26 protein-coding genes, 1 tRNA gene and 2 pseudogenes are annotated in these 26,728 nt (G+C 72.5%); 17 read left to right on the top strand and 12 right to left on the bottom strand.

The window, feature by feature from the left end:
* Nucleotides 1–42 precede the first annotated feature (42 nt).
* On the top strand, nucleotides 43–402 hold the full coding sequence (locus tag FCN18_RS39780) for a MarR family winged helix-turn-helix transcriptional regulator (RefSeq protein WP_228714043.1): 360 nt from the start codon (nucleotides 43–45) through the stop codon (nucleotides 400–402).
* A 44-nt stretch (nucleotides 403–446) separates the two neighbouring features.
* On the opposite strand, the gene FCN18_RS19495 is transcribed toward FCN18_RS39780, so the two are convergent.
* The gene (locus FCN18_RS19495; protein ID WP_137095779.1) at nucleotides 447–2,012 is read right to left on the bottom strand and encodes an acyl--CoA ligase family protein; all 1,566 of its coding nucleotides are present in this window, start codon (nucleotides 2,010–2,012) and stop codon (nucleotides 447–449) included.
* Between the two features lie 239 nt (nucleotides 2,013–2,251).
* On the opposite strand from FCN18_RS19495, the gene FCN18_RS19490 reads away from it, so the two are divergent.
* A complete protein-coding gene (locus FCN18_RS19490) occupies nucleotides 2,252–3,541 on the top strand; it encodes a bifunctional 3,4-dihydroxy-2-butanone-4-phosphate synthase/GTP cyclohydrolase II (RefSeq protein WP_137095778.1) in 1,290 nt (429 codons plus the stop codon).
* A 443-nt stretch (nucleotides 3,542–3,984) separates the two neighbouring features.
* Here the strand turns inward: FCN18_RS19490 and FCN18_RS19485 are convergent, their stop codons facing one another.
* The gene (locus FCN18_RS19485) at nucleotides 3,985–4,356 is read right to left on the bottom strand and encodes a winged helix-turn-helix transcriptional regulator (RefSeq protein WP_137095777.1); all 372 of its coding nucleotides are present in this window, start codon (nucleotides 4,354–4,356) and stop codon (nucleotides 3,985–3,987) included.
* A gap of 48 nt (nucleotides 4,357–4,404) precedes the next feature.
* On the opposite strand from FCN18_RS19485, the pseudogene FCN18_RS19480 reads away from it, so the two are divergent.
* Nucleotides 4,405–4,644, top strand: a pseudogene (locus tag FCN18_RS19480) (NAD(P)H-binding protein); the annotation flags it as partial.
* A 278-nt stretch (nucleotides 4,645–4,922) separates the two neighbouring features.
* Here the strand turns inward: FCN18_RS19480 and FCN18_RS19475 are convergent.
* Together FCN18_RS19475 and FCN18_RS19470 are read right to left on the bottom strand one after the other, a co-directional pair.
* A pseudogene (locus FCN18_RS19475) lies at nucleotides 4,923–5,278 on the bottom strand (ArsC/Spx/MgsR family protein).
* Between the two features lie 28 nt (nucleotides 5,279–5,306).
* Complete coding sequence (locus FCN18_RS19470; RefSeq protein ID WP_137095776.1) at nucleotides 5,307–6,164, bottom strand: AraC family transcriptional regulator; 858 nt, start codon at nucleotides 6,162–6,164, stop codon at nucleotides 5,307–5,309.
* Nucleotides 6,165–6,247: 83 nt separating this feature from the next.
* On the opposite strand from FCN18_RS19470, the gene FCN18_RS40210 reads away from it, so the two are divergent.
* The 3 genes from FCN18_RS40210 to FCN18_RS19455 are packed head-to-tail and all read left to right on the top strand — an operon-like array spanning nucleotide 6,248 to nucleotide 7,979.
* Complete coding sequence (locus FCN18_RS40210) at nucleotides 6,248–6,763, top strand: pyridoxamine 5'-phosphate oxidase family protein (RefSeq protein WP_137095775.1); 516 nt, start codon at nucleotides 6,248–6,250, stop codon at nucleotides 6,761–6,763.
* Nucleotides 6,760–7,233: a nitroreductase/quinone reductase family protein gene (locus FCN18_RS40205; protein ID WP_112268414.1), complete on the top strand. Its 474-nt coding sequence runs from the start codon at nucleotides 6,760–6,762 to the stop codon at nucleotides 7,231–7,233. The genes FCN18_RS40210 and FCN18_RS40205 overlap by 4 nt, the downstream gene beginning before the upstream one ends.
* Nucleotides 7,230–7,979: an SDR family oxidoreductase gene (locus FCN18_RS19455; RefSeq protein WP_112268412.1), complete on the top strand. Its 750-nt coding sequence runs from the start codon at nucleotides 7,230–7,232 to the stop codon at nucleotides 7,977–7,979. Before FCN18_RS40205 ends, FCN18_RS19455 begins: the two co-directional genes overlap by 4 nt.
* A 14-nt stretch (nucleotides 7,980–7,993) precedes the next feature.
* On the opposite strand, the gene FCN18_RS19450 is transcribed toward FCN18_RS19455, so the two are convergent.
* The 3 genes from FCN18_RS19450 to FCN18_RS19440 all read right to left on the bottom strand — a co-directional run bounded on the left by FCN18_RS19450 (nucleotide 7,994) and on the right by FCN18_RS19440 (nucleotide 9,379).
* A complete protein-coding gene (locus tag FCN18_RS19450) occupies nucleotides 7,994–8,218 on the bottom strand; it encodes a hypothetical protein (protein ID WP_137095774.1) in 225 nt (74 codons plus the stop codon).
* Nucleotides 8,219–8,388: 170 nt separating this feature from the next.
* Nucleotides 8,389–8,462 (bottom strand) — tRNA-Pro (locus FCN18_RS19445).
* Nucleotides 8,463–8,686: 224 nt separating this feature from the next.
* On the bottom strand, nucleotides 8,687–9,379 hold the full coding sequence (locus FCN18_RS19440; RefSeq protein WP_137095773.1) for a DJ-1/PfpI family protein: 693 nt from the start codon (nucleotides 9,377–9,379) through the stop codon (nucleotides 8,687–8,689).
* A gap of 97 nt (nucleotides 9,380–9,476) precedes the next feature.
* Here FCN18_RS19440 and FCN18_RS19435 point away from each other — a divergent pair, with 97 nt between their 5' ends.
* Nucleotides 9,477–10,484 carry a GlxA family transcriptional regulator gene (locus FCN18_RS19435; RefSeq protein ID WP_137095772.1) on the top strand — a complete coding sequence of 336 codons (1,008 nt, stop codon included), beginning with the start codon at nucleotides 9,477–9,479 and terminating at the stop codon, nucleotides 10,482–10,484.
* Here FCN18_RS19435 and FCN18_RS19430 read toward each other — a convergent pair.
* Nucleotides 10,430–12,373 carry an aconitate hydratase gene (locus FCN18_RS19430; RefSeq protein ID WP_137095771.1) on the bottom strand — a complete coding sequence of 648 codons (1,944 nt, stop codon included), beginning with the start codon at nucleotides 12,371–12,373 and terminating at the stop codon, nucleotides 10,430–10,432. The two genes, FCN18_RS19435 and FCN18_RS19430, sit on opposite strands and share 55 nt — an antisense overlap.
* 43 nt (nucleotides 12,374–12,416) lie before the next feature.
* Here FCN18_RS19430 and FCN18_RS19425 point away from each other — a divergent pair, with 43 nt between their 5' ends.
* Genes FCN18_RS19425 through crcB form a run of 3 tightly spaced genes read left to right on the top strand, consistent with a single transcriptional unit; the run spans nucleotide 12,417 to nucleotide 13,421 of the window.
* Complete coding sequence (locus tag FCN18_RS19425) at nucleotides 12,417–12,860, top strand: fluoride efflux transporter FluC (RefSeq protein ID WP_112266889.1); 444 nt, start codon at nucleotides 12,417–12,419, stop codon at nucleotides 12,858–12,860.
* On the top strand, nucleotides 12,860–13,000 hold the full coding sequence (locus FCN18_RS19420) for a DUF190 domain-containing protein (protein ID WP_112266891.1): 141 nt from the start codon (nucleotides 12,860–12,862) through the stop codon (nucleotides 12,998–13,000). Before FCN18_RS19425 ends, FCN18_RS19420 begins: the two co-directional genes overlap by 1 nt.
* A gap of 46 nt (nucleotides 13,001–13,046) precedes the next feature.
* Complete coding sequence (gene crcB, locus FCN18_RS19415) at nucleotides 13,047–13,421, top strand: fluoride efflux transporter CrcB (RefSeq protein ID WP_112268222.1); 375 nt, start codon at nucleotides 13,047–13,049, stop codon at nucleotides 13,419–13,421.
* Here crcB and FCN18_RS19410 read toward each other — a convergent pair.
* Together FCN18_RS19410 and FCN18_RS19405 are read right to left on the bottom strand one after the other, a co-directional pair.
* Nucleotides 13,418–14,368 (bottom strand): LLM class F420-dependent oxidoreductase, encoded by a 951-nt coding sequence (locus FCN18_RS19410; protein WP_137095770.1) that lies wholly within the window; start codon nucleotides 14,366–14,368, stop codon nucleotides 13,418–13,420. The genes crcB and FCN18_RS19410 overlap by 4 nt on opposite strands.
* Nucleotides 14,365–16,446 (bottom strand): S9 family peptidase, encoded by a 2,082-nt coding sequence (locus tag FCN18_RS19405; protein ID WP_137095769.1) that lies wholly within the window; start codon nucleotides 16,444–16,446, stop codon nucleotides 14,365–14,367. Before FCN18_RS19405 ends, FCN18_RS19410 begins: the two co-directional genes overlap by 4 nt.
* Before the next feature lie 155 nt (nucleotides 16,447–16,601).
* On the opposite strand from FCN18_RS19405, the gene rocD reads away from it, so the two are divergent.
* Together rocD and FCN18_RS19395 are read left to right on the top strand one after the other, a co-directional pair.
* The gene (gene rocD, locus FCN18_RS19400; RefSeq protein WP_112266897.1) at nucleotides 16,602–17,834 is read left to right on the top strand and encodes an ornithine--oxo-acid transaminase; all 1,233 of its coding nucleotides are present in this window, start codon (nucleotides 16,602–16,604) and stop codon (nucleotides 17,832–17,834) included.
* A 16-nt stretch (nucleotides 17,835–17,850) separates the two neighbouring features.
* On the top strand, nucleotides 17,851–19,230 hold the full coding sequence (locus tag FCN18_RS19395; protein ID WP_137095768.1) for a DUF2252 domain-containing protein: 1,380 nt from the start codon (nucleotides 17,851–17,853) through the stop codon (nucleotides 19,228–19,230).
* Nucleotides 19,231–19,381: 151 nt separating this feature from the next.
* On the opposite strand, the gene FCN18_RS19390 is transcribed toward FCN18_RS19395, so the two are convergent.
* Complete coding sequence (locus tag FCN18_RS19390; RefSeq protein WP_206077941.1) at nucleotides 19,382–20,986, bottom strand: ABC-F family ATP-binding cassette domain-containing protein; 1,605 nt, start codon at nucleotides 20,984–20,986, stop codon at nucleotides 19,382–19,384.
* 55 nt (nucleotides 20,987–21,041) lie between these two features.
* Between FCN18_RS19390 and FCN18_RS19385 the strand changes: the two genes are divergently transcribed.
* Nucleotides 21,042–21,680 carry a phosphatase PAP2 family protein gene (locus FCN18_RS19385; protein WP_112266901.1) on the top strand — a complete coding sequence of 213 codons (639 nt, stop codon included), beginning with the start codon at nucleotides 21,042–21,044 and terminating at the stop codon, nucleotides 21,678–21,680.
* Here the strand turns inward: FCN18_RS19385 and zapE are convergent.
* A complete protein-coding gene (gene zapE, locus FCN18_RS19380; protein ID WP_137095766.1) occupies nucleotides 21,615–22,646 on the bottom strand; it encodes a cell division protein ZapE in 1,032 nt (343 codons plus the stop codon). The genes FCN18_RS19385 and zapE overlap by 66 nt on opposite strands.
* A 60-nt stretch (nucleotides 22,647–22,706) precedes the next feature.
* On the opposite strand from zapE, the gene FCN18_RS19375 reads away from it, so the two are divergent.
* The 4 genes from FCN18_RS19375 to FCN18_RS19360 all read left to right on the top strand — a co-directional run bounded on the left by FCN18_RS19375 (nucleotide 22,707) and on the right by FCN18_RS19360 (nucleotide 26,619).
* Nucleotides 22,707–23,477, top strand: a complete 771-nt coding sequence (locus FCN18_RS19375; RefSeq protein WP_137095765.1) for a pyrimidine reductase family protein — start codon at nucleotides 22,707–22,709, stop codon at nucleotides 23,475–23,477.
* 93 nt (nucleotides 23,478–23,570) lie between these two features.
* Nucleotides 23,571–23,888, top strand: coding sequence for a hypothetical protein (locus FCN18_RS19370; protein ID WP_137095764.1), 318 nt, complete (start codon nucleotides 23,571–23,573; stop codon nucleotides 23,886–23,888).
* Nucleotides 23,889–23,913: 25 nt separating this feature from the next.
* On the top strand, nucleotides 23,914–24,990 hold the full coding sequence (locus FCN18_RS19365; RefSeq protein WP_113644819.1) for an ATP-dependent DNA ligase: 1,077 nt from the start codon (nucleotides 23,914–23,916) through the stop codon (nucleotides 24,988–24,990).
* Between the two features lie 75 nt (nucleotides 24,991–25,065).
* Nucleotides 25,066–26,619 carry an alpha/beta hydrolase gene (locus tag FCN18_RS19360; protein ID WP_112266911.1) on the top strand — a complete coding sequence of 518 codons (1,554 nt, stop codon included), beginning with the start codon at nucleotides 25,066–25,068 and terminating at the stop codon, nucleotides 26,617–26,619.
* Nucleotides 26,620–26,728: the final 109 nt, after the last annotated feature.

Raw genomic sequence — 26,728 nt, 5'->3', positions numbered from 1 at the left:
GTTCCTGTTCGCCGGTGCCGTTTTCGCTCGGCGACGATCGCGGTGCGCAACGTCCTGCTGCCCACAGTGATCCGCAGCCACGTGCCCGGCCCGCACCGCTCGGGAGAGATCGCCGCGGCGATGGGCGTGAACCCGTCGACAGGCAGCAGGCAGGTTGCCAACCTGGTCCGGTCCGGGCTCGTCGAACGCCGCGCCGATCCCGGGGACGGTCGCGCCAGCCTGCTCGCGGTGGCCATCGCTGGCCACCGGGCACGGGACGCCGAACGCCGGCGCGGGGCCGCTCGAATCACCGAAGCCCTGGCCGGCTGGACGCCGGAATCGCGTGACCGGTTCGCCGAGATGCTCGGCTGCTTCGCCAGCGACCTCCAGCGCACGCACGACGGGGACGCGCAACGCGGCTGAACCGATGACCGGGGCGCTCCCGGTCACCGGTCCGTGCACGTCGTTCACCGGATGCGGATCTCGTTCCCGGCCCAGGCCTCGTCCCGCAGCACGAACTTTTGGATCTTCCCGGTGGAGGTCTTCGGCAACTCGGTGAACGTGACCTTCTTCGGCGCCTTGAACCGCGCCAGCCTGCCCCGCACGTGCTCGATGATCTCCGCTTCGGTCGCCGTGGCGCCGTCCCGCAGCGTCACGTAGGCGGCCGGGACCTCACCCCAGCGCTCGTCCGGCACCGCGATCACGGCCACCTCCAGCACCGCCGGGTGATCCATGATCGTCTGCTCCACCTCGACCGAGGCGATGTTCTCCCCGCCCGAGATGATCACGTCCTTGGAGCGGTCCCGAAGCTCCACGTACCCGTCCGGATGCACGACGCCGATGTCGCCGGTGCGGAACCACCCGTCCGGCACCGCGGCCAGGGTGGCCTCCGGGTCGTCGAGGTAACCGAGCATGAGGTTGTTGCCGCGCAACGCGATCTGCCCCGTGGTGACGCCGTCCGCGGGGACGTCCGTGCCGTCGTCGGCGATCACCCGCGGCACGCACGCGATCATGTTCCCGACGCCCTGGCGCGCCTTGAGTCGTGCCCGCGCGTCGGCGTCGCGGTCGTTCCACTCCGGACGCCAGTCGCACAGCATCGCCGGGCCGTAGGTCTCGGTCAGCCCGTAGAGGTGCGTGACCTCGAACCCCAGTTCCGCCATCCGCCGCAGGATCGCCGGCGACGGGGGCGCCCCGCCGGTGGCGATCCGCACCGTGCGGTCCAGCGGCGCGGCCTCACGGGCGTAGGCGATCATCGACAGCACCGTCGGCGCCCCGTTGAGGTGCGTGACACCCTCGTCCCGGAGCAGGCGCCAGATCTCGGCCGGATCCACTTTGGCCAGGCAGAGGTGCGTCGCGGCCGCCGCGGTCACCGCCCACGGGAACGTCCACCCGTTGCAGTGGAACATCGGCAGGGTCCACAGGTGCACGCTCGACGGCGTCAGCCCCGCGTGGCCCACCATGGCCAATGCTTGCAGGTACGCGCCCCGGTGGTGGTACATGACGCCCTTCGGACGGCCCGTGGTCCCCGAGGTGTAATTGACCGACAGCAACGACCGCTCGTCCGCCGGTGTCAGGTGCAGCGGCTCCGCCGCGGCGAGGAGGTCCTCGTACTCCCGCCCCAGGCGGATCCGGTGCGGCGGGGCGTCCAGCCGGCCGAGGACCTCGTCCACCAGCGCGTCGAACGACGGGTCGTGGATCAGCACGGCGGCCTGGGAGTGCTCGAGGATGTAGGCGACCTCGCCCACCGCCAGCCGGGTGTTGACCGCGACCAGCGGCACGCCCGCCCACGGCACCCCGAAATGTGCCTCCAGCGACTCGTGCGTGTTCGGCGCGAGCACCGCCACCGGGTGCCCGTCGGCCACCGGCGCCAACCCTCCCGCCAGACGCTGACAACGGTCACGCAACTCCGCGTACGTCCACCGGGAACGTCCATCGACCACCGCGACCCGATCCCCGTGCGCTGCCGCGGCGCGGTCCAAGAAGGACACCGGGGTCAACGGCTCGAAGGATACCGAGGCCGGGTCGTGGCTCATCGCACGTCACCCCCGGCCGGAGCGCCGGCGGGGGTCGGCGGCTCTACGGCAGCACACTGCTCCGGGTCGCGGTGGCCCCGGATCGTGAGGATGAAGTCCATGTCGGCCCCTTCCCTAGAATGTTATTGGCCGATAACGTATAGCGCAGCACGGTTCCTGGTCAACGACGACCGGGACGTTAATCTAAACTAACATTTGTCCATGTGTGGGCCGATGCTTCGAGACCCAGGAGGTTCACCATGACCACCACGTCAGGCGCCGCAGGCCCGGCGACATACCCGGCCCGGAGTGTGGGCGCCGCCGTGCGGGCGCTGGCCGAGGGACGTATGGTCGTGGTCGTCGACGACCACGACCGGGAGGACGAGGGCGACCTTGTCCTGCCCGCGGACAGCGTCACCGCCGAGCAGATGACCTTCCTCGTCGCGCACACCACCGGAATCGTGTGCACACCGATGACCGCGGACCGTGCCGACGCGCTCGAGCTTCCGGCGATGGTCGTGGACAACCAGGACGCGCACTCCACCGCCTTCACCGTGACCGTCGACCAGCGGGACACCGGCACGGGGGTTTCCGCGACCGAACGTGCCCGGACCTGCCGGGCGCTGGCCGATCCGCGGACGACGGCCGGGCAGCTCCGCCGTCCCGGCCACGTCTTCCCGTTGCGGGCGCGCGACGGCGGCGTACTCGTGCGCGCCGGGCACACCGAAGCCGCTGTCGATCTGCTGCGGCTCGCCGGTCGCGAACCGGTCGGCGTCATCAGCGAGCTGATCGGTCCCGATGGCGAAATGCTGCGCGGCGCGGCACTGACGGCCTTCGCCGCCGAACACGACCTGCCGGTCCTCGCCATCGCCGACCTCGTCCGTCACCGGCGCGCCACGGAGCAGCTCGTCGAGCCGGTCGCGTCCTCGGCGATGCCGACCGTCTTCGGCGACTTCCGCGCCATCGCGTACCGGTCACGGCTGGACGGCGCAGAACACCTCGCCCTCGTCATGGGCGACGTGGCGTCCGCGGGGCACACCGAACGGGGCGCTCTGGTCCGCGTGCACAGCGAGTGCCTCACGGGCGACATTCTCGGCTCGGTGCGCTGCGACTGCGGCGCCCAGCTCGAGCAGGCGATGCGCGCGGTGACCGATGAGGGCTGCGGCGCGATCGTCTACCTCCGCGGCCACGAGGGGCGCGGAATCGGACTGGCCCGCAAGATCCGTGCCTACGCCCTGCAGGAGTCCGGCCTCGACACCGTCGACGCCAATGTCGCCCAGGGGCTGCCCGTGGACTCCCGCTCCTACGGTGCCGGGGCTCAGATCCTGAGGCACCTGGGGATCTGCAGGCTCCGGCTCATCACCAACAACCCGGCAAAGTACAGCGCTCTCGACGACCACGCGCTCGAGATCGTGGGACGCGTCGCACTCCAGACCGTCGAGACCCCGCAGAACCTGCGCTACCTCCGGACGAAGCGTGACCGCATGGGCCACAATTTCGGCGCCCTGGCGGATTTCGAAACCAGCCCGCGGCAGCAGATGAGCTCGTGACGAGCTGCCGTCCGCCGTCAGGTGGTAGTAGACCCCGCCGGGGCCGTTGGCCCGGTTGTGGTCCTTGCACAGCTGCGCGTTCGGATAGATCGAGGTGAACGCCTCGCCGCTGCCGGGGAACTCGTACACCGGAGCGATCTCGGCGGTGCGGTTCCACGCGGCCGCGCTACCCGGCGGGCACGAGTAGTCGGCCGCCGCCGCGCCGGCGGGCAAGGCCGGCCCCACCGTGGCGCCCACCACGATCGCACCCACGGACACAGCACGCCTCAGAACGGAAACCATGAACGCTCTGCCTTTCCCAGTTCGATTCCTCAGAAGCGACAGAATCCTGCTGTGAACAAAGGGAAAATCAGATAGTCGTCCACAATGCACTGTGTCGCGCGAACGTGGTTTCGGCACCACAGCAGAACGGCCGGAATTGCACAACTCCTGCCACCGGCGGACTAACTGGCTCGCTCGCGCGCGTCCAGCAGTTCGTCCCAGTGCTGGGCCGCCCACGCGCACGCGACGGCCAGCGGCACCAGCAGGCCGCGGCCCAGCGGCGTCAGCGCGTACTCGACGCGCGGTCTCGGCCCGGCGTGCACCGTGCGCGAGACCAACCCGTCGCGCTCCAGCCCGCGCAGCGTCTCGGTGAGGACCTTCGGGGTGACGCGGTGCAGTGGCACGCGCGGCTCGGAGAACCGGCGCGGGCCGTCCTCGAGGCACCGCAACACCAGCGCCGACCACTTGCTGTCGCCGAAGCGGAACGGCACCAGCGACGACGGGCACAGCTCGCCGAACAGGCCGGAAGGCAATGGCTGCCCGGTGTCGGTCATCGAGGCGTCCTCCCTCTCGCGGTATCCAAGCGGTAACCGGCCTGCTGGATGCCTTCCAGAGCGACGACTCAGTGGGAGGTATTCCGAGCATGGTCAAGATCGTGGTTCGGGGCAGGCTGCCGGGCGGTGGTCGCCGAGGCGCGCCGGCGCGGACACGACGTCACCGCGGTGGTGCGCGAACCGGCGCGCCAGAACGGTTTGGCGTCCGACGGGGTCCGGGTCGTCGCCGGTGACGTCACCGATGCGGTGTCGGTGGCCGAGCTGGCGCCCGGGCACGATGCGGCGATCCACGCGGTCGCCGTCTACGGCGAGGGCACCGATCCGGGCGCGTCTTCATCGGTGCCGCACGGGCACTCGTCACCGGCCTGCGGCGGGCCGGAGTGGACCGGCTGGTCGCGATCGGACTCTCCGTGCTCCTGCCCGGCGGGTCGAGGCGCGGCGGGGATCCCGACGTCGATGTCGGGCCCACCCTCACGCCCGTGCCGCGCCCACGGGAAGGTCAGGTGGCGGCCATCGCTGGCCGGTCGCTCCGACCAGCCGGAACGTCCTCGACCGGCCGGCCCTCGCTACGGCAGCACGGAGCGCACCGCCTCCGGCGTACGGCCCACCACGGTGGTGCCGTCGTCGGCGGTGATGATCGGCCGCTGGATGAGCGCCGGGTGCGCCGCCGGCGCCTCCAGCGCCGGCCCCGGTCGGCGTCGTCACGTGGCCAGTCGGCCAGCCCCAGTTCGGCGGCCACGGGCTCGCCGACGCGGGCGATGTCCCAGTGCTCCAGCCGCAGGCGCCGCGGCACCCTGGTCAGTTCGTCCACAGTGGGCGGATCCTCCAGGTAGTACCGCACCGTGTTACCGGCGGCCTCGGCGTCGAGCAACGACAGCGCGGCACGGCACTTGGACCAGACCGGGCTGATCCAGACCTCCATGAACGAGGGTCCTCCGGCTCGGTGCGAGTCACGGGATCGTAGCCGTCGCGGGCAGCGACGTCGCCCGCCGTTGCGCCGCACGGTGTTCCACCGGCCGGATGCCGCGCACGCGCTTGAACGCCACGCTGAGCGCGTCGGCGTCGGTGTAGCCGACCCGGCGGGCGATCGCGTTCACCGTGTCGTCGGTGTGCTCGAGCAGGTCGGCGGCGAGGCAGATCCGCCAGCACGTGAGGTACGCCATGGGAGGCTCGCCGACCAGGTCGGCGAAGCGCCGGGCGAAGGTGGCGCGGGAGACCGCGGCCCTGCGGGCGAGTTCGCCGACGGACCAGGGATGTGCTGGATCGGCGTGCATCAGGCGGAGCGCCACGCCCGTCACGGGGTCGTGCTGCGCGTGGTACCACAGCGGTGCGTCCGACTCCGGGCGCGCGAGCCAGTCCCGCAAGGCCGTCACGAGCAGCAGCCCGAGGAGGTGGTCGAGGATGGCCTGCCTGCCGGGCCGCTCCTCGGCCAGCTCGGCGGTGACCAGCTCCAGCAGGTGGGTCACCGCGTCCGTGCGCACCACCAGCAGCGGCGGCAGTCCGCCGAGAATGCGGTCGCACAGGCTGCCCTCGGCGGTGAAGGCGCCCGTGAGCACTTCGGCGGTGCCGCCGCCCGCGTCGCCGAGGGCGTAGCGCTGGGTGCCGAGGGCGAGCACCACGGTGCCCGCCCGAAGGTCGGCGGGCGCGCCGTCGGCCGGGCTGAGCCGGGCCGCGCCCTGCGCGATCGCCAGCAGGGTCAGCGGCGCACCGGTCCCGAACTGCCGCGACCACGGCGGCGACACGGTCGTGCGCCGGAACGACGCCCCGCGGGGGCAGACGTCCCGCAGGAGCTGGGAGAGCGTGTCCATGGGAACCAGCTTAGACGTGGAAACGCCTTATCGAGCTTTCCAGCGGTTGTTCGTCCAACTCGACGGCTGCTGGCTGGAGGGCGATGACAACGACACCGAAAACCACCCGCGAGGGCGTGGCCTTCGCGGAGCTCCGCCAGGACGTCGCCGCGATCATCGGCGACATCGGCTACTGCACGATGACCACGGTCGACCGGCACGGGCGCCCCCGCTCCCGCGTGCTGATCGCCGTGTGGGAGCTCGACGACGAGGTGCCGGTCGGCTGGCTCGGCACGTTCCCGACCCCGGTGAAGGTGGACCACCTCGCGCACAACCCGCACGTGACCACCTCGTACTGGAGCCCCTCCCAGGACGTGGTCGCAGTCGACAGCGTGGCCGCGTGGACCGACGATCCGGAGGTCTCCCGGCACGTCTGGGAGCTCTACCGGCGCGGCAGCCCGGCGGGCTGCGGCTACGACCCCGCCCGGTTCTGGCGTGGACCCGGCGATCCGGGGTTCCGGGTGCTGCGGCTGGATCCGTGGCGGATCCAGGTGCTGCGCGGCCGCGACCTCGCGCGCGGCGTGCCCGCCCGGATCTGGCGCGGCGAGGAGCGGCCGTGAGCAGGCAGCACTGGGCCGAGGTCTTCGCCGCGGAGGCCACCGACAGCCCCGACGGCTCGGTCACCGAACATGTCCGGCGGTACCTGGCCACCGACGGGGCCGACGGCTACCTGGAGGGCGGGGCCACCAACCTCGTGCTCACCACCGTCGGCCGCACGAGCGGCACGCTGCGCCGGACGGGCCTGTTCTTCGGCAGCGACGGCGATCGCTACGTGCTGGTGGCCTCCGGCTCCCGGCCCACCGAGACGCACCCGCAGTGGTACCGCAACCTGCTGGTCCACCCGGAGGTGCACATCCAGGTGCGCGGCGAGCGGCTCGTCGCCCGCGCGCACACCGCCGAGGGAGCCGAGCGCGAACGGCTCTGGCGGCTCATGTGCGAGCTCGCCCCCGTCTACCGCACCTACTACCAACCGCGCACCAGACGGGTCATTCCCGTGGTGGTGCTCGATCCACTGTGGAGGCTGACATGAGAACTCTGACCGGACGATCGGCTGTCGTCACCGGCGGCACCCACGGCATGGGGCTGGCGATCGCGCGAGCGTTGCTCGACGACGGCGCCGAGGTGGTGGCCACCGGCCGCAACCGGGACAACGTCGGCAAGGCGCGCGCCGAGCTCGACTCGCCGCTCGCCCACGTCCTGCGCTCCGATGCCGCCGAGCTGACCGACATCGACGCACTCGCCGCCTACGTGCAGGAGAACCTCGGTGGGCTCGACTACCTGTTCGTCAACCACGGCATCGCCGAGATCCGGCCGTTCGACCAGGTCACCGAGGAGTCGTGGGACCGGCACTTCGCGGTGAACACCAAGGGGTCCTTCTTCACCGTGCAGCGGCTCGCGCCGCTCCTGCGCGACGGTGGTGCCATCGTGCTCACCACCGTGGCCAACGACTCGATCTTCCCGGGGCTGAGCGCCTACTCCGCCTCGAAGGAGGCGATCACGGCGTTCGCGCAGGTGCTCGCGGCCGAGCTGGCGCCACGGCGCATCCGGGTCAACACGCTCGCTCCCGGCTTCATCGTCACCCCGACGATGGGCGTCACCGGCCTGACCGAGGACGAACGAGCGGCGTTCATCGCACAGGGCAGCGAAACCACGCCACTCGGCCGCAACGGCACTCCCGAGGAGATCGCCACGGCGGCGTTGTTCCTGGCCACCGGAGCCACGTTCACCACCGGCGTCGAGCTGGCCGTCGACGGCGGCTACGCGCAGGGGCTCTGACCGGCGGGCTCGCCTCACGGCGACGGCCGGTCGACCTCCTCGATGCCGAGGTCCCGGCCGTCGCCGAAGGCGATCCGCAGCACCCGATCCCGGGTAGGCGGCACCTCGAGGAACCACAGCTCGACGTCGGCGTCACGGCCGCCCAGCGAGCGCACCGAGCGCTGCGCGGCCAGCAACTCCCCCACGTTCGTCTTCGCCATCGGCTCCCCGAGCAGGCCGACCACCTCGGCCCGTGACATGCCGGCGGTCAGCTCGGTCCCGCAGGCGCCTGGCCCGCTCCCTACCTCCGCAGGTCCCAAAGTGGTCCCAAGCTCAAGGCGGTGTAGATCGTCGCCATGATCACCGGCATGACCTGCAAAAAGACCCCTGACCTCAAAGAACTGCGAGATCAGGGGCTCTGTCACGACCGTCGGGCTGACAGGATTTGAACCTGCGACCCCTTGACCCCCAGTCAAGTGCGCTACCAAACTGCGCCACAGCCCGGCCATCACCTTCTCTCGAAGGCGATGGCAGTACTTTACCTTGCCCCCTCCACCCGCCTCACAGCGGGTGCGGCCTCCTTGAGCGGCAGAGGACCACCTGGTAGCCGAGCGAGCCCGCCGGCTCAGCATGGTTGAAGTCCTCGTCGACCGCACACCACCCGTCCCCGGCAGTGACGAGCGGCGCCGACAGCCCCGGGAGCAGGCCTGCACGGGCCCGCGCTCGGGTCATCCGAGCAGGCGAGCCGACAGCTCCGGGCTGCCGGCGAGGCCCTCCTCCAGCGCCGCGCGGCGCAGGGGCGCCCAGAACTCGTGCGGCGCGGCCGCCCAGTCGAGCGGGCCGAACGGCGGCTCGGGGTCGTACTCGATGCCGAACTGCACCTGCCTCGCCACATCCTCGCCCGCCAGCGTGCGCACGAGGTGCAGCGCCAGGTCGATCCCCGCCGAGACGCCCGCCGCCGTGAACACGCGGCCGTCCTCCACCCACCGGCGCCGCACCGGTTTGGCGTCCAGCGCGGCGAGCTGCTCCAGGAACGCCCAGTGCGTGGTCGCCTCGCGGCCTTCCAGCAGGCCCGCGGCACCCAGAATCAGCGAGCCCGTGCACACCGAGCCCACCACGTCCGCGTTCACCGCCGCCCTCCGGAGGTACGACAGCAGCGTCTCGTCCGTCATCGCCTTCATCGTCGGCGCCAACCCACCTGGCACGAGGACCACCGCCGGGTCTGGGACCTCGGCGAACGTGTGGCTCGGGGCGAGCCGCACCGGCGTGTCTGTGACCACCGGCTCGCGGGTCTCCCCGACCACCGCCACCTCGTAGCCGGGCAGCACCACCGGCAACACGGAGAGCACCTGCAGCGGCCCCACCAGGTCCAGCGGCGTCAGACCCGGGTACAGCACGAACGCGATCGTCTTCGTCTCCATGACCGACACAGTGGCGACCGCACCGCACCCGGCGGGCGGCGATGTCCGGATCTCTGCGAACCCTGTCCGCCGGCCAGGTGCTGCTAGCCTCCAGCGCATGAGGCGTGTCGTGATCATCGGCTACGAGGACGCGGCCCTGCTGGACATCGCCTGCCCCTCGGACGTCTTCGACGCGGTGAACCGGCTGGGGGTCACCCCCGGCTACGACATCCGCCTCGCCAGCATCGACGGCAGGCCCTTGCGCAGCACCTCCGGCCTGACGCTGGCGGTGCACGAGCGGCTCGACCGGCTCTCCGGTCCCCTCGACACACTCGTCGTCGCGGGAGGCCTCGGGCACGAGGCGGCCGCGGCCGACGTGCGCCTGACCACGCACCTGCGCAGGCTGGCCGCAGCGACCCGCAGGGTCACGTCCGTCTGCACCGGCTCCACGGTGCTCGCGGCCGCGGGACTGCTGACCGGGCGGCGCGCGACCACCCACTGGTTCTGGGCGTCCCGCTTCGCCGGCAGCTACCCCGGTGTGACCGTCGATCCCGCTCCGTTGTTCATCCGGGACGGCAACGTCTACACCTCGGCCGGCGTCACGAGCGCGCTCGATCTCGCGCTCGCCCTGGTCGAAGAGGACCACGGGCCAGACATCGCCCGCGAGGTCGCCCGCCACCTCGTGACGTACCTCCAGCGACCCGGCAACCAGGCGCAGGTCAGCATGTTCCTCACGGCCGCGCCGTCGTCGGCACACCGGGTGGTGCACCAGGTGACCACGCACATCGCCGCGGGGCTGGCCGGGGACCTGAGCACGCCCGCGCTGGCCGCGGCGGCCGGCGTGAGCGAACGCCAGCTCACCCGCCTGTTCGCCGAGCACCTCGGGACCTCGCCGAGCCGCTACGTCCGCGCCGCGCGCGCCGAGGCCGCCGCGCAACTGCTGACCACCACTGAGCTACCGCTCTCGGCCGTCGCCCGCCGGTGCGGGTTCGGCTCCACCGAGACGCTCCGGCAGGCGTTCCTCGACCACTACGACGCGGCACCGTCGGCCTACCGGCGCGCGCATCGCCGTCAGGACCGCGCCAGCAGCGGAATCCGCCCGCCCGCGAGCACCGCCTCCACCTGACGCTCCGAGAGCCGATGGCGCAGCGCGTAGTTCTCGCCCTTCGTCGCGTTGCGCACGGACAGCTCGGGGCCGCCGGGCAGCTGCTCGCGCAGGTCGGCGAGCACGAGCGTGTCGCCCTGCTCGACGCGGTCGTAGTCGGCCGGGTCGCGGAACTCGAGCGCGAGGATCCCGAAGTTCGCCAGGTTCTGCCAGTGGATCCGGGCGAAGGACTTCGCGATCACGGCCTTGAGCCCGAGGTGCCGGGGCGTGATCGCCGCGTGTTCCCGCGACGAGCCCTGCCCGTAGTTGTCGCCGCCGACCACCACGTGCCCGTCGGTCCGGCGGGCCCGCTCCGGGTAGGTCTCGTCGATCTGCGTGAACGTGAACTCAGCCAGCTTGGGCACATTGGACCGGAACGGCAGCGCTCTCGCGCCCGCGGGCGAGATCTCGTCGGTCGACACGTTGTCGCCCACCTTCAGCAGCACGGGCGCCTCGATGCTGTCCGGCAGCGGCGGGAAGTCCGGCAGCGCCGAGATGTTGGGCCCCTTGACGAGCTCCTCGCGCGTGGCCTGCTCGGGCGGCAGCGGCGGCACCAGCATGTCCGTGTTCACCGAGGCGTGCTCCGGCAGCCGCAGGTCCGGCCACTCCAGGCCCAGCTCGCCGGCCAGGTCACGCGGATCGGTGATCACCCCGGTGAGGGCCGAGGCGGCCGCGGTCTCCGGCGAGCACAGCCACACGGCGTCCTCGCGCGTACCCGAGCGGCCGGGGAAGTTGCGGGGGAACGTACGCAGCGAGTTGTGGCCGACGGCCGGTGCCTGGCCCATGCCGATGCAGCCGAGGCAGCCTGCCTGGTGGATGCGCGCGCCCGCGGAGATCAGGTCGAACGTGTCACCCCGTTTGGTGAGGTCGGCGAAGATCTCCCGCGACGACGGGTTGACGTCGAAGCTCACGGCGTCGTCGGTCTGCCTGCCCCGCACCAGGTGCGCGGCGATCGCGAAGTCGCGCAGACCCGGGTTCGCCGACGAGCCGATCACGACCTGGCCCACCTCCGTGCCCGCCACCTGGGACACCGGCACCACGTTGTCCGGTGAGGACGGTCGCGCGATCAGCGGCTCCAGAGTGGACAGCTCGATCTCGTCGGTGATGTCGTAGTCGGCGTCCGGATCGGCGACGAGCTCGGTGAAGTCGCCCTCCCGGCCCTCGGCGCGCAGGAACGCGCGCACGGCGTCGTCGGAAGGGAACACCGTCGTCGTCGCGCCGAGCTCGGCGCCCATGTTGGCGATCACGTGCCGGTCCATCGCCGACAGCGTCGCCACCCCGGGGCCGTGGTACTCGATGATCCGGTTCAGCCCGCCCTTGACCCCGTGGCGGCGCAGCATCTCCAGCACCACGTCCTTCGCCGACACCCACGGCGGCAGTTCACCGGTCAGGCGGACACCCCAGATCTCGGGCATCCGCAGGTACACGGGCTCGCCGGCGATGGCCATGGCCGCCTCGAGCCCGCCGACGCCCATCGCGAGCATCCCGAGTGAGCCCGCGGCGCACGTGTGCGAGTCGGAGCCGACCATGCTCTTACCGGGCGCGCCGAAGCGCTGCATGTGCGTGGGGTGGGAGACACCGTTGCCCGGCTTGGAGAACCACAGCCCGTACTTCCGGCACGCCGAGCGCAGGAACGCGTGATCCTCGGCGTTCTTCTCGTCGGCCTGCAGCAGGTTGTGGTCGACGTACTGCACGCTCACCTCGGTGCGCACGCGATCGAGGCCGAGCGCCTCCAGCTCCTGCATCACGAGCGTGCCGGTGGCGTCCTGGGTCAGGGTCTGGTCGATCCGGAGCCCGATCTCCTCCCCCGGCACCATGTCGCCACTCACGAGATGATCGGCGATGAGCTGCTGCGCGACGGTCTTCCCCATGGGCCGGGGCTACCCGCGGGAACGCGTCGGCAATCATGGTGGGATGGCAGCCACGCACCGGGCCGACGTGCTGCTCGCGATCGCCGCGGGCGGCGCGCTCGGCAGCCTCGCCCGGTACGGGCTCGGCGTCGCGCTGCCCCACCCACCGGGCGGGTTCGCCGTGTCCACCCTGCTGGTCAACGTGCTGGGCTGCCTGCTCATCGGCGTGCTCATGGTCGTGCTCACACGGACCGCACAACCGCACCGCCTGCTGCGGCCCTTCGTCGGCGTGGGACTGCTTGGCGGCTTCACCACGTTCTCGACGTACGTCCTCGACGCCATGGAGTCGGTACGACACGGCAAGCCCGGGATCGCCCTGCTCTACGCGGCGGGCTCGGTGGTGTGCTCGCTCGCCGCGGTGGTCGCGGGCATGCTGGTGACCCGGCGGCTCCTGCGGCGCGCGGGCCGGCGCGGGCCCGTCCGGCAGAAACAGGCGGGAGGGGTCTGATGCGACCGTCCGGCCGCGCACTGCGGCTCACCGGGTACCTGGGCGAGGGGGACACGCGGCACCTCCGGCCCCTCTACCGCGAGATCGTGCGCTGGGCGCGCGAGGCCGGCCTCGCCGGGGCGCCGGTGAGGGGCTCGTGACACTCGATGAGCCCGGGGTGCTGTGCTACACGGGCAGGCGGGCGCCATGACCGTCCTGTGGGTGATGCTGGGCGGCGCGGCCGGGGCAGTGCTGCGCTACCTCACCGACCGGCGGGTGCAGCGCGCCAACGACTCCGTGTTCCCGTGGGGCACGCTCACCGTCAACGTCGCCGGCTCTGGTCTGCTCGGCGTGCTCGCGGGCTGGGCCCTCTCCGGCGGGGAACCCGGCGCCGTGCAGGCGCTCGTGGGCACCGGGCTCTGCGGGGCGCTCACCACCTTCTCCACCTTCGGCTACGAGACCGTGCGGCTGGTCACCGAGGGGGCCCGGCTCTACGCCGTCGCGAACGTGGTGGTCACCGTGCTCGCCGGGTTCGGCGCGGCCGGGGCCGGGCTCGTGCTCGGCACCGCGCTGTGGGGTTAGCGGGGCGCCAGCGCCTCCACCTGCTCCAGCGGATCACCACCGGTGGGCAGCAGCGAGATCACCGGCGTGGTGAGCCCGTTGTCCACATAGGACTTGAGGGTCTCGCGGCACCGCTCGGGGCTGCCGTGCACGATCAGCTCGTCCACCACCTCGTCGGGGATCACCGCGTTGGCCTTCTTGCGGTCCCCGGCCGCCCAAGCCTCGTGCATGGGCGCCAGCACCTCACTCCGGCCGAGCCAGTCGTGGAAGGCCCGGTACACCGGCACCGTGAGGTAGCTGCTGATGAGCAGGCGGCCGAGCTTGCGCGCGGCGTCGGCGTCCTCGGTGGGGCACACGAAGATCCGCGCCACCAGCTCCAGGTCCGGACCGACCTCCGCGCGCACCTTCGGCACGTCCGTGGGCGCGAGCCAGTTGGTGATGGCGCCGTCGGCCTCCCGCGCCGCCAGCCGCAGCATGCCGGGGCGCAGCGCGGCGAGCATGATCGGCGGCGCCGGGTCGGCCGGGCGCTCGAGGCGGAAGCGGCTGACCGAGAACGTCGGGTACTCCTCGGTCACCTTCTCCCCCGCCAGCGCCGCGCGCAGGAACCGCAGGGTGTCGCGCGTGCGGGCGTAGGGCTCGGTGAACGCGCCCGCGTTCCAGTTCTCCACGATCACCGGTGACGACGCGCCGATACCGAGCACGAACTTGCCCGGCGCGCACTCGGCGAGCGTGGCCGCGCTCATCGCGAGCACGCCGGGACCGCGCGTGTAGACGGGCACGATCGCCGTGCCCAGCCGCAGCCGCGGCGCCCATTGCGAGGCCAGCAGCAGCGGCGAGAACGCGTCCGTGCCCGCCGTCTCGGCCGACCACGCGTCGGTGTAGCCGAGGCCGGGCAGCCGCTCGATCAGCTCGCGGTGCTGCGGCAGCGGCACCCCGGTGAGCGGAATGGTCAGTCCCCAGCGGTTCATCGTGCGGCCTCCAGTGCCTTCTTCAGCCATTCGACCTGCGTGAGCATCAGGTTCTCCGCGACCTCCTCGGCCTGCGGCGTCATGTGCGTGGCGCCCGCCAGCGGCAGGAACGTGTGCGCCCTGCCCGCGGCCAGCAGCTCCGCGGACAGCCGCAGAGCATGCGCGACGAACACGTTGTCGTCGGCCAGGCCGTGCACGATGAGCAGCTCCCGGCGAAGGTTCGGCGCGTCGGCGAGCAGCGAGTTGCGTTCGTAGCTATCGGGCTCGTCCTGCGGACGGCCGAGGTAACGCTCGGTGTAGTGCGTGTCGTACAGCGACCAGTCGGTCACCGGGGCGCCCGCCACCGCGGCGTGGAACACGTCCGGCCTGCGCAGCACCGCGAGCGCGGAGAGGTAGCCGCCGTAGGACCAGCCCCGGATGGCGACCCGGCCGAGGTCGAGGTCGGGGTGGTCGGCCGCGACGGCGCGCAGCGCGTCGACCTGGTCGGTGAGGGTGACCTCGGCGAGCCTGCCCGCGATCTCCTTCTCCCACCCGGGCCCGCGTCCCGGCGTGCCCCGACCGTCGGCGACGAGGACGGCGAAGCCCTGGTCGGCCAGCCACTGCGAGGTGAGGAACGCGTTGCGGCTCTGCAGCACACGCTGGGCGTGCGGGCCGCCGTACGGATCGAGCAGCACCGGCAGCTTGGCGCTCCCCTGCTGGTAACCCGTGGGCAGCAACAGCGCCGCGCGCAGGCCCCGCTCCCCCACGGTGAGCCAGGTGAGGTTGGGCTCGATGCCGGGATCGACGGTGTACGAGGCGACCTTCGCGATCGGCTCGCCGTCCCGCAGCACCGAGACCTCCGGACCGCTGTGCGTGAGGCTCCACGACGAGAGCACCGTGATCTCGGTGTTGCCCGCGCCGATGTGCACACCGTCCACCGTGGACAACCGGCGGACCGAGCCGTTCTCCGTGCGGTAGACGTGGATCTGCGTCGGGTCGTCCTCGGAGGCGCTGAACAGCACCTCGTCGCCGACGTCGAGCACCGAACGCACCTGCAGGCCCGGACCGGTCACGGGCTTGCCGTCGAGCAGCAGCCGGTAGGCGCCGTCGGCGGCGCTCACGTGCGCGAGCCTGCCGTCGGTGGTCCAGGCCGGCACGCCCGCGACGATCTCCACCCAGTCCGGGTCGCTCTCGGCGTGCACGAGGCTCGTCGAGCCGTCGCCAGAATCGACGGCGTAGACCTCGAGGCGTTTCTGGTCCCTCGGCTGCACGGTGATCAGCGGCGCGCCGCCTGCCGACCAGTGCACGGCGACGAGGTACTCCCAGTCACCGCGCTCGACGTCGACGCGGCTGCCGTCGAGACCCAAAAACGACAGGGAGACGTCGACGTTGGTGGTGCCCGCGGCCGGGTAGGCGACGGTGTTGACCGGGGCGTCCGGGTGGACCGGGTCGGCGATGTGCCAACGGGGCACGGCCGAGCGGTCGGTCCGCTGGACGAGGAGAGAGCGCCCGTCAGGGGACCACCAGTAGCCGCGGACCCGGCCCATCTCCTCGGCGGCGATGAACTCCGCGAGACCCCACGCGATGTCCTCGCCCGGCTCGTCGACCATGAGCCGGTCGTCACCCGTGACAAGGTCGACGACGCGCAGGCGCCGGTCGGCGACGTAGGCGACGTGCGTGCCGGCGGGGTTGGGGCGGGGGTCGACTACGGCGCCGTCGACGAGCACCCTGGTCCCGCCCGTGCGCAGGTCGGCGGTGTAGAGCTTGCCGGAGAGCGAGAAGGCGACGACGGTGAACGCCGCGTCGGTCGCATAGCCGACGACGCCACCGGAGGTCTCGCGCGCCCGCTCCCGCCGCGCGCGCTCCTCGGGCGGCAGATCCTCCTCGCCGGGCAGCAGTTCGGCCGCGTCGACGATCTTGGTCTCGGCGGCCGAGCGCAGATCGAGCTGCCAGAGGCTGTTGCGCCGGTCGACGCCGGACTCGGCGCGCAGGTACAGCAGCCGGGAGCCGTCCGGGGAGACCCGGAACTCCTTCGGCGCGCCAAGGGTGAACCGCTGCGTCCGCGCCTGCGTGCGCAGGAAGGAGAGATCGTCCGTCACGAGGCCCCACTCTTGCAGAAGGGGTCGCGGTCACGCCAACACCGGCACGGGGTGCAACGATTCGCGTGTCTCAGCGCCGATATGCGCAACGAACCGAACATCGTGAGACGAGTTCGCGGCTGATGTCACCGCCGAGTTCGACCTAATCTGAACGTATGACGACCTTCGCCGACGGCACCACCAGCACCACGACCGCCGACCTGATCGCGCTCGACGAGCGGTGGAGCACGCACAACTACCACCCGCTGCCGGTCGTGATCGCCGAGGCGGAGGGCCCGTGGGTCACCGACGTCGACGGCAGGCGCTACCTCGACTTCCTCTCCGGCTACTCGGCGCTCAACTTCGGCCACCGCCACCCCGCGCTCGTGGCCGCCGCGGTCGAGCAGCTCGGCCGGGTCACGCTCACCTCGCGCGCGTTCCACCACGACCAGCTGGGCCGCTTCTGCCAGGAGCTCGCCGCGCTCACCGGCACCGAGATGGTGCTGCCGATGAACTCGGGCGCCGAGGCGGTGGAGTCGGCGCTCAAGATCGCGCGCAAGTGGGCCTACCGCGTCAAGGGCATCCCGGACGGCACCGCGGAGATCGTGGTCGCCGCGTCGAACTTCCACGGCCGCACCACCACGATCGTGTCGTTCTCCACCGACGAGACGGCCCGTGCGGACTTCGGCCCGTTCACGCCCGGCTTCGTCGTCGTGCCCTACGGCGACGAGGCGGCGCTGACTGCGGCGATCACCGAACGCACCGCGGCGGTGCTGCTGGAGCCCGTCCAGGGCGAGGCGGGTGTGATCGTGCCGCCGCCCGGCTACCTCGCGCGGGCACGCGAGCTGTGCGACGAGGCGGGCGCGCTGCTGATCGCCGACGAGATCCAGTCGGGGCTCGCGCGCACCGGCCCGGTGCTCGCGCTCGACCACGAGGGCGTGCGCGCCGACCTCTACACGCTCGGCAAGGCGCTCGGCGGCGGGATCGTGCCCGTGTCGGCGGTGGCCGGGCGCGCCGACGTGCTCGGCGTGCTGCGACCCGGTGAGCACGGCTCCACCTTCGGCGGCAACCCGCTCGCGTGCGCGGTGGGCCGGGCCGTGGTGCGGCTGCTGGAGACGGGCGAGTTCCAGGAGCGGGCCACCACGCTCGGGGCGCACCTGCACGCGCGGCTGGGCGAGCTGATCGGTCACGGCGTGAGCGAGGTGCGCGGCCGCGGCCTGTGGGCGGGGGTCGACATCGCGCCGGGCGGGCTCACCGGACGCGAAGCCTCGGAGGCGCTCATGGCCCGCGGCGTGCTGTGCAAGGAGACGCACGGCGCGACCCTGCGCGTCGCGCCCCCGCTCGTGATCGGCCGTGACGAGCTCGACCAGGGAATCGACGCGATCGAGAAGGTCGTGCGGGCGCGCTGACGGGCAAGATGGGGGCATGACCCGAGACGGGATCGACCTTCGCACCCCCGTGAGCTCCGAGGACGTGCTGGCCCGGGGCAAGGCGCTGCGCGACGCCGTGCCGCCCGGTTCCCACGATCACGACCCCGTGAGCCCGCGCAGGCCCGGCGTGCTCGCCTACGTCGAGGCGAGCAACGCCGGGCGGCTGCCGCGGCTGCTGCCCCTGCGGATCGGCCGGATGATCGGCTCACCGTTATCCTTCTTCCGCGGGGCGGCCGGGCTGATGGCCGCGGATCTGGCCGGCACACCGGCGAGCGGGTTGACCGCGCAGCTGTGCGGGGACGCCCACGCCGCGAACTTCGGCCTGTACGGCACGCCGGACGGCGAGATCGTGATGGACATCAACGACTTCGACGAGACGGTGCCGGGGCCGTGGGAGTGGGATCTCAAGCGCCTCGCGGCGAGCCTCGTGCTGGCGGGGCGAGAGGGTGGCGTGTCGGAGAAGCAGTGCCTCGAGTCGGCCGAGGACGTGGTGAAGTCCTACCGTCGCGTCGTGCGCGGGCTCGCCGAGCTGCCGTTCCTGCGCTCGTGGAACGCGCTGCCCGACGCGTCCGTGGTGGCCAAGGCGAAGGCCGACGAGCTGATCGACGACTTCGAGCGGGCAGCCGCCAAGGCCCGCAAGAACACGAGCGCGAAGGTCGCCGCGAAGGGCACCCGGGAGTACGAGCACGAGAGTGGGCTGCGGCGGCTGCGCTTCGTGGAGGACCCGCCCGTGCGGACGAGGGTCGACGAACGGACCGCCGAGGCCGTGATCGACGGGCTGGAATCCTATGTGGACACTTTGCGCGAGTCGCGGCGTGACCTGATCGCCCGCTACACGGTGTCCGATGTGGCCTTCCGCGTGGTCGGCACGGGCAGCGTCGGCTGGCGCTGCTACATCGCGCTGTTGCACGGCAACGGCGACGAGGTGCTCGTGCTGCAGCTCAAGGAGGCCCGTCCGTCCGCTTTGGAGGAATACCTTAACGTCGAGCCCGCCGGGCACGAGGGGCGCCGCATCGTGCACGGAGCCCGGCTCGTGCAGGCGGAGACCGACATCCTGCTCGGCTGGACGACCATCGAGGGCAGGCCGTTCATCGTGCGGCAGTTCCGGAACCTGAAGGGCGACATCGACCCCACCGGGCTCAAGGGCGACCACCTCGACGACTACGGCAGGCTGGCGGGCGCGCTGCTCGCGCGGGCACACGCGCGCTCGATCGACCCGAGGCTGCTGGCGGGCTACTTCTCCGACGACGAGGACATGGACGAGGCCGTCGGCCGCTACGCCGTGCGCTACGCGGACCAGACCGAGGCCGACCACGCCGAGCTCGTCGCCGCCGTCCGCGACGGCAAACTCGAGGCGGAGGAAGACGAGGACTGACCGACCGCAGTGAAGGCCACCTTCACTGCGCCCGCCCGTCTCCCACCACCACCCAGACGGAGACGCTGGCGCGCCGCTGTGTTGGTTCAACGCAGGCAAGGTGGCCTTCACTGCGGTCAACGCAGGCAAGGTGGCCTTCACTGCGGCTGGGCTAGCCCACGGCGACGCTCGCGACCTCCGAGACTGTGCCGTCCTCCTCGAAGCGCAGGAACCGGTCGAAGGAGTCGGCGAACCAGCGGTCGTGGGTCACCGCCACCACCGTGCCCGTGTACTCCTCCAGCGCCTGCTGCAACGCCTCCGCCGACACGAGGTCCAGGTTGTCGGTGGGCTCGTCGAGCAGCAGCAGCGTCGCCCCCGACAGTTCCAGCAGGAGCACCTGGAACCGCGCCTGCTGACCGCCGGAGAGCGTCTCGAACCGCTGCTCGGCCGACGCGGCGAGGCCGTAGCGGCTCAGCGCCGCGGTGGCCGTCCCGCGATCCATGCCCTGCCGCCTGCCCTCGCCGCGGTGCAGCACGTCGAGCAATGTCCGGCCCTCCCATTCGGGGTGCTGGTGGGTCTGTGCGAACAGGCCGGGCACCACGCGGGCGCCGAGCCGGTACGCGCCCGCGTGCCGCACGGGCTCCCCCGCCAGCAGGCGCAGGAAATGGCTCTTGCCGGAGCCGTTCGCGCCCAGCACGCACACCCGGTCGCCGAAGAACACCTCCAGGTCGAACGGCGCCATGAGCCCGGTCAGCTCCAGCGACTCGCACGTGATGGCCCGGATGCCGGTGCGCCCGCCGCGCAGCCGCGGCCTGACGCGCTGTTCCTTCGGCGGCAGCGGCGGCGCGCCCTCCTCCTCGAACCTGCGCAGCCGCGTCTGTGCCGCCTTGTAGCGGTTGGCCATCACGTCGCTGATGGTCGCGGCGCGCTGCAGCGAGCGCACCAGCTCCTTGAGCTGCTCGTGCTTCTCGTCCCAGCGCCTGCGCAGCTCCGCCATCCGGTCGGCCCGCGCGACCCGCGCCGCGTGCCAGTCGCCGAACCCGCCGCCGTGCACCCACGCCGTGCCACCCTCGACGGTGACGATGTGGGTCGCGGCGCGGGCCAGCAGCTCCCGGTCGTGGCTGACCAGGAGCACGGCCTTGCCGGTGTCGATGAGCCGCTCCTCGAGCCAGCGCTTGCCGGGCACGTCGAGATAGTTGTCCGGCTCGTCGAGCAGCAGCACCTGCTCCGGCCCGCGCAGCAGCGCCTCCAGCACCAGCCGCTTCTGCTCGCCCCCGGAGAGCGTGCGGACCTCCCGGAACCGGGCGGTGTCGAACGGCACCCCGAGCGCGGCGACCGTCACCGTGTCCCACAGCACCTCGGCCTGGTAGCCGCCCGCCTCGCCCCACGCCGTGAGCGCGTCCGCGTAGCGCAGCTGGGTCTTCTCGTCATCGGCGTCCATGAGCGCGAGCTCGGCGGCGTCCAGGCTCGCGGCCGCGTCACGCACCGGGAGCGGGGCCACGGCCAGCAGCAGGTCGCGAACCGTGCGGTCGTCGCGGACCGAGCCGATGAACTGCGGCATGACGGCGAGTCCGCCCTGCGCCGTCGAACCGCCCGCGCGCGGCGGCACCTCCCCGGCGAGGATCCGCAGCAGGGTGGTCTTGCCCGCTCCGTTGTCGCCGACGAGGGCCACGACGTCCCCCGCTCCCACCCGGAACGACACGTCGCGGAACAGTTCCCTGCCGTTGTCAAGGCGGTACGCGAGCCCGCTCGCCTCCAGAAATCCCACGGGTCGCATGGTCGCCGATCGGCCAGCACGCCCGCGACCGAATTCCGCCGCAGAGTCGGGCAGCATGAACACCGTGCCGCCCCGTCATGCGCCGCTGCTCGCCGCCGCCTGCGCGGTGGTCACGCTCGTGCTCGGCCTGCCGTTCGCGGGCGAGCGCTCCGCGGGGGCGTTCGACGCCGCCATCGAGAAAGGCGTGGAGTCCGCGTTCGGCGACGGCCTGCTCACCGCGTTCGTGCTCCCCACCGAGTTCCCCGTGGTGCTCGGGGCGCTCGCCGTTCTCGTCGCCGTCGCAGGAGGGCGCAGGCGCTGGGACCTGGTGGCGCTCGTGGTCGCCGCGCCCACGGTGGCAATCCCGGTCAACACGTGGGTGCTCAAGCCCGCGTTCGGCCGCCACTACGACGACCATCTCGCCTACCCGAGCGGGCACACGGTGAGCCTGGTGACGGTGCTGACCCTGCTGGCACTGTTCACGGCGCCGGGTGCGCGACGTCTCGCGACGGTCGTCGTGGGCGCGATGCTCACCGCGCTCGCCGGGATCGGCATGGTCGGGCTGAACTACCACTACCTCACCGACGTGGTGGGCGGCGCGGCGTTCGCGGCCGCGGTGACGCTCGGACTCGCCTCGGCCGGAGCCGCCTCAGCCGGACACCGGCGAAGCCGCGGCGTCCCGGGCGAGCGCCGTGAGCCTGCTGACGGCGCGTAGGTACTTCTTGCGGTAGCCGCCCGCGAGCATCTCCTCGGTGAACAGCCCGCCCAGGGACCCGCCGGACACGAGCACCGGGATCGCACGGTCGTAGAGCCGGTCGGCGAACGCCACGAGCCGCAGTGCGATGGCCTGGTCGTCGGCGGGGCGCACGCCGCGCAGGTGCACGGCGGAGACGCCGTCGACGAGCCTGCCGTAGCGGGAGGGGTGCAGGCGCGCGAGGTGGTCGCACAGCGCGTCGAAGTCGTCGAGCGTCGAGCCGGGCCGCGCCTCGGCCGACGCGGTCAGCTCCTCGTCGGCGAGCGGCTCCGGCGGGTCGGGCAGGCCGCGGTGCCGGTAGTCGGGCCCGTCGACCCGCACCACGTCGAACTTCGCCGACAGCGCCTGGATCTCGCGCAGGAAGTCCTCCGCGGCGAAGCGCCCCTCTCCGAGCTTGTCGGGCAGCGTGTTGGACGTCGCAGCCACGTACACGCCCGCCTCGGTCAGCTCGCGCAGGAGCCGGTTGACCAGCATGGTGTCGCCGGGGTCGTCGAGCTCGAACTCGTCGATCGCGAGCAGCCGGTGCTCCGAGAGCCGCCGCACGGCCTCGGCGAACCCGAGCGCGCCCACCACGTGCGTGAGCTCCACGAACGTGCCGTAGGACTTGGGGCCCGGCACCGCGTGCCAGATCGAGGCGAGCAGGTGGGTCTTGCCGACGCCGAAGCCGCCGTCGAGATAGAGGCCCGGCTTGCCCTGCTCGGCCTTCTTGCCGAACAGCGACCGCCAGCCGGATCTGGGCTTCGCCTCAACGACGCGCTCCGCGAACGCCGAGCACGACTCCACCGCGGCGGCCTGGCTCGGCTCGCCGGGGTTGGGCACGTAGGTCGAGAAGCGGACACCGTCGAAGCGAGGCGGCGGCACGAGCGTGGTGATCAGCTCGTCGGCGCCGATCTCGGGCTGGCGTTCGGTGAGCTTCCCGGCAGGCATGAAAGCCAGGTTAACCGCCCCGGATGGCCTGGCCCCGCTCGCCGTGCTGGGATGTGATCCGTGCACCAGTTGTGGCCCGTACCAGCCGACCCGACCTCGTCCGGCCCCCTGACCGACGCGGACCTGGAACGCATCTACGCCTATCCCGCCGGGCTGACCCGGCCGTGGGTGCAGGCCAACTTCGTGTCCTCGGCCGACGGCGCCGTGACCGTGTCCGACCGCTCCGAGGGCCTGTCCCACCCCGCCGACAAGCGGATCTTCGCGCTCGGCCGGGACCTCGCCGACGTGGTGCTGGTGGGAGCGGGCACCGTCAAGGCGGAGAACTACCGCGGCGCGCGGGCCGGCGAGCGCCGCGTCGAGCGCAGGCGGCGGCTCGGTCTCGCCGACGTGCCGCCGATCGCCGTGGTAACCGGGCGCTGCACGATCGAGCCGGACGACCTTATCGTCACCGACACGACCGTGCCGCCGATCATCCTCACCACCGAGGCCGCATCCGCCGACCGCAGGGCCGCGCTCGCCGACGCCGGCGCGGAGGTGGTGGTCGTCGGGGAGCACGGCGTGGACGTCAAGGCCGCGCTGGACGTGCTGGCCGCGCGCGGGCTCTACCGCGTCAACTGCGAGGGCGGGCCGCACCTGTTCGCGACACTCGTCGCCGAGGACCTGGTCGATCAGCTGTGCCTCACGCTCGCACCGCTGCTGGCCGGTGCCGGCGCGGACCGCATCGTGACCGGGCGGGCGACCGACGTGCCGCGCCGGATGGAGCTGGCCTCGCTGCTCCACGAGGACGGCTTCACGATGCTGCGCTACCGCAGGGCCGTACGCGAGGACTGACCCGTTCGGGCGAATCCGGGCGCGCCGGGGCTCACGCGAGGGCGGTCGCGGGGGTTCCATCTCAGAACGCCCCCGGAGAAGGAAGAGGCGCCCATGACGACGATCGCGGAGCTCGCGGACCGGATCGCGCACGCGGTGAGCGCCGATCCGGCCGTGGTCCGGCTCGACGCGGGATCACTCGGCCTCGTCGCCACGTACGTGCCCGGCGGGCGGGTGGCGGGTGTGCGCGTGGCCAGTCCGACCGGGCCGGTGGTGCTCGGTGTGGTGCTGTACCTGGACCGGCCACTGCCCGAGGTGACGGCCCGGCTGCGCGAGTTGGTGCGGTCCGTGGCCGGGGACATGGCGGTGAACGTCGAGCTCGCCGGTGTGGTCTCCACTGTGGACGATGCGGGCGGGTTGCCGCCGCGCTGACCGCGCAGGCGCGTACGGTGAGCACATGCCCCTGCCGGTGACACCGCCCGTCAAGCCCATGCTCGCCAAGGCGGCCAAGCGGATCCCGGACTCCGCGGACCTGTTGTTCGAGCCGAAGTGGGACGGCTTCCGCTGCCTCGTCTTCCGCGACGGCGACGAGCTGACCCTCCAGTCACGCTCGCTCAAGCCCCTCGACCGGTACTTTCCCGAGGTCCTCGCCGAGCTGGCCGAGACGCTGCCCGAGCGCGTGGTTCTCGATGGCGAACTGGTGGTCGGCCGCGGCGGCAGGCTCGACTTCGACGCGCTCACCGAGCGGATCCACCCCGCGGCGAGCCGCATCAACCTGCTCGCCGAGCAGACTCCCGCGAGTTTCATCGCCTTCGACGTGCTGGCGATCGGCGACCGCGCGCTGCTGGAGGAGCCGACGAGCGCGCGCAGGGAGGCTCTGACGGAGCTGGCGGGCGAGGACATCCGCCTGACGCCCGCGACCACCGACCCCGCCACCGCGCGGCACTGGTTCGAGCTGTTCGAGGGCGCCGGGCTGGACGGCGTCATCGGCAAGCCGCTCGCCGAGCCGTACGTCCCCGGCAAGCGCTCGATGGTCAAGTACAAGCACTCCCGCACGGCCGACTGCGTCGTCGCGGGCCTGCGCTGGCACGTGGACACCGAACCCGGCGAGTCCGTGGGCTCACTGCTGCTCGGACTGCACGACGACGCCGGTGTGCTGCACCACGTCGGTGTGGTCGGCGCGTTCCCCGCGCAGCGGCGGAAGGAGCTGGCCACCGAGCTGGCGCCACTGATCACCGAGGGCCCGCACCCGTGGCTCGGCGACGCGGTGGTGGAGCACCAGCGCCTGCCCGGCGGGGTCAACCGCTGGCGGCCGAACGAGCAGCCGTGGGTGCCGTTGCGGCCAGAGCGCGTGGTCGAGGTCGGCTACGAGCACACCGAGGGCGGACATCCCGCGCGGTTCCGGCACACCGCCCAGTTCGCGCGCTGGCGGCCCGATCGCGACCCCGCGTCGTGCGACTACGCCCAGCTCGACGAACCGGCGCGCTACGACCTCGACGCCGTCTTCCACGGCGAGGTCAGGCGAACCCGCTAACGTCCCCCTCACCGCCCGCATGCGAGGGTTGACCGCGTCGCAGGGCTCCAGCCAGGGGAAGTGAGGACCGAACCAGTGCCGCGCCGTGGTCGTGCCCGTCGTCTGACCGTCGCCGCGCTGGCCGGGGGGCTGATCCTCGCAGGGTGCACGGCGGGGCCGTCCACGCGGCCCGCCGTGGTCGAGAACGACGGCCCGGCCCCGTCCGGGCAGCCGACCACGCCCCGGCAGGTGCCGCTGCCCGGCCTTGAGGAGCCCGGCGCGAGCGACATCGCGTGGGCCGACTGCGGCCCGGAGACCCGCGCCCGGCTCGGCGACCGGCAGGTGCCCGGCACGCTGGACTTCTCGTGCGCGCGCATCACCACGACCCTCGACGCGCCAGACCTGCCCCGCCGCGGCATCACGCGCATGGCCCTGCTGAAGGTCGGCACGGGCCCCATCCCGCTCGCGGTGGTCAACGACGTCGACGGCGAGCCCGGCACCCTCTACGCCGCCCGGCTCGCCGCGCGGCTGCCCGAGGCGCTGCTGCGGAAGTTCCACCTGATCGGCATCGACCGCAGGGGCACCGGCGACTCCGACGCGGTGCGCTGCATTCCCAGCGAGGTGCGTGCCACCCTGCTCGGCCACGACCCGGAGCGCGGGGTCGAGCCCGCGCTGGACGCGGCCCGCACGGCGGGCCAGCAGTGTGCCATCAACCTGGAGGAGGAGCAGGGCGCGCTCGACAGCTGGCGCGCGGCGGGCGATCTCGACGAGCTGCGCCAGCAGCTGGGGCTCGACCGCCTCAGCGCGCTCGGCCACGGCGAGGGCTCGAAGGTCGTCGCGATCTACGGCGCCCGCTACCCGGACCGGGTCGGCCGGGTGGTGCTCGACGGCGTTCCCGACCCCTCGGCCGACCTCGCCGCTGTGCTCGACGGCGTCGCGGGCGGCGCCGAGGCGACGCTCGACGCCTTCGCCGAGGACTGCGCGAGCCGGGGCTGCCCGCTCGGCGCCGACGCGCGCGCCGCCGTGACCTCGCTCGCCGATCAGCTCGCCGGGGCTCCACTGGTGACCGACAGCGGGGTGACGCTCGGGCGGGCGCTGTCCCTGCGAGCCGTCCTCACGGGGCTCGCCGAACGGGAGCGCTGGCCGGAGCTCGCCGACGCCATCGCCGCGGCCAGGGGTGGCAACGGGGGCCCGCTGACGGCGTTCGTCGAGCCGTACCTGCTGGACAGCGACGTGGCCGCGGCCCGGCTCGACGGCGCGCTCGCCACACGCTGCAACGACACCTCGACGCGGCTGCCCGCCGATCAGCTGACCCGGGTCACCGGGGAGCTCGGCACCAAGCACCCGGTGTTCGGCGCACTGGTGGCGCAGGAGCTCACGTGGTGCAGCCCGTGGCCGAGCCGCAGGGAGGCGCTGCCCGAGATCGGGGGCGACGGCGCCCCGCCGATGGTCGTGGTGAGCACCGCGACCGACCCGGTGACGCCCGAGCAGGGCACGATCCGCGCGGCGGAGCAGATCCCGAGCGCGGTGCGGATCGCGTGGCAGGGCGCGGGCCACGGCGCCCTCGGCTCGCCCTGCGTGACTGAGGCCGTGCGCGCGTTCCTGGCCGACGGCAAGGTGCCGAGGGACGGCACCCTCTGCCCCGCCTAGCTCCCGCGGTAAGGGCCACCGCAGTGAAGGCCACCATGCCTGCGTTGATCGAACACAGCGGCGCGCAGCGCCTCCGTTTGGGTGGTGGCGGGAGACGGGTGGGCGCAGG

The organism is Prauserella endophytica (assembly GCF_005146945.1).
Taxonomy (GTDB): Bacteria; Actinomycetota; Actinomycetes; order Mycobacteriales; family Pseudonocardiaceae; genus Prauserella_A; species Prauserella_A endophytica.
Note: the sequence above shows the minus strand (reverse complement) of the source record. Positions and strands in the feature narration are given on the sequence as shown.

Bases quoted from the DNA above. Each gene is read 5' to 3' on its own strand.
- FCN18_RS19495 (WP_137095779.1), bottom strand. From the start codon at position 2,012: ATGAGCCACGACCCGGCCTCGGTATCCTTCGAGCCGTTGACCCCGGTG.
- FCN18_RS19490 (WP_137095778.1), top strand. From the start codon at position 2,252: ATGACCACCACGTCAGGCGCCGCAGGCCCGGCGACATACCCGGCCCGG.
- FCN18_RS19485 (WP_137095777.1), bottom strand. From the start codon at position 4,356: ATGACCGACACCGGGCAGCCATTGCCTTCCGGCCTGTTCGGCGAGCTG.
- FCN18_RS19470 (WP_137095776.1), bottom strand. From the start codon at position 6,164: ATGGACACGCTCTCCCAGCTCCTGCGGGACGTCTGCCCCCGCGGGGCG.
- FCN18_RS40210 (WP_137095775.1), top strand. From the start codon at position 6,248: ATGACAACGACACCGAAAACCACCCGCGAGGGCGTGGCCTTCGCGGAG.
- FCN18_RS19455 (WP_112268412.1), top strand. From the start codon at position 7,230: ATGAGAACTCTGACCGGACGATCGGCTGTCGTCACCGGCGGCACCCAC.
- FCN18_RS19450 (WP_137095774.1), bottom strand. From the start codon at position 8,218: ATGTCACGGGCCGAGGTGGTCGGCCTGCTCGGGGAGCCGATGGCGAAG.
- FCN18_RS19440 (WP_137095773.1), bottom strand. From the start codon at position 9,379: ATGGAGACGAAGACGATCGCGTTCGTGCTGTACCCGGGTCTGACGCCG.
- FCN18_RS19435 (WP_137095772.1), top strand. From the start codon at position 9,477: ATGAGGCGTGTCGTGATCATCGGCTACGAGGACGCGGCCCTGCTGGAC.
- FCN18_RS19430 (WP_137095771.1), bottom strand. From the start codon at position 12,373: ATGGGGAAGACCGTCGCGCAGCAGCTCATCGCCGATCATCTCGTGAGT.
- FCN18_RS19425 (WP_112266889.1), top strand. From the start codon at position 12,417: ATGGCAGCCACGCACCGGGCCGACGTGCTGCTCGCGATCGCCGCGGGC.
- FCN18_RS19420 (WP_112266891.1), top strand. From the start codon at position 12,860: ATGCGACCGTCCGGCCGCGCACTGCGGCTCACCGGGTACCTGGGCGAG.
- crcB (WP_112268222.1), top strand. From the start codon at position 13,047: ATGACCGTCCTGTGGGTGATGCTGGGCGGCGCGGCCGGGGCAGTGCTG.
- FCN18_RS19410 (WP_137095770.1), bottom strand. From the start codon at position 14,368: ATGAACCGCTGGGGACTGACCATTCCGCTCACCGGGGTGCCGCTGCCG.
- rocD (WP_112266897.1), top strand. From the start codon at position 16,602: ATGACGACCTTCGCCGACGGCACCACCAGCACCACGACCGCCGACCTG.
- FCN18_RS19395 (WP_137095768.1), top strand. From the start codon at position 17,851: ATGACCCGAGACGGGATCGACCTTCGCACCCCCGTGAGCTCCGAGGAC.
- FCN18_RS19390 (WP_206077941.1), bottom strand. From the start codon at position 20,986: ATGCGACCCGTGGGATTTCTGGAGGCGAGCGGGCTCGCGTACCGCCTT.
- FCN18_RS19385 (WP_112266901.1), top strand. From the start codon at position 21,042: ATGAACACCGTGCCGCCCCGTCATGCGCCGCTGCTCGCCGCCGCCTGC.
- zapE (WP_137095766.1), bottom strand. From the start codon at position 22,646: ATGCCTGCCGGGAAGCTCACCGAACGCCAGCCCGAGATCGGCGCCGAC.
- FCN18_RS19370 (WP_137095764.1), top strand. From the start codon at position 23,571: ATGACGACGATCGCGGAGCTCGCGGACCGGATCGCGCACGCGGTGAGC.
- FCN18_RS19365 (WP_113644819.1), top strand. From the start codon at position 23,914: ATGCCCCTGCCGGTGACACCGCCCGTCAAGCCCATGCTCGCCAAGGCG.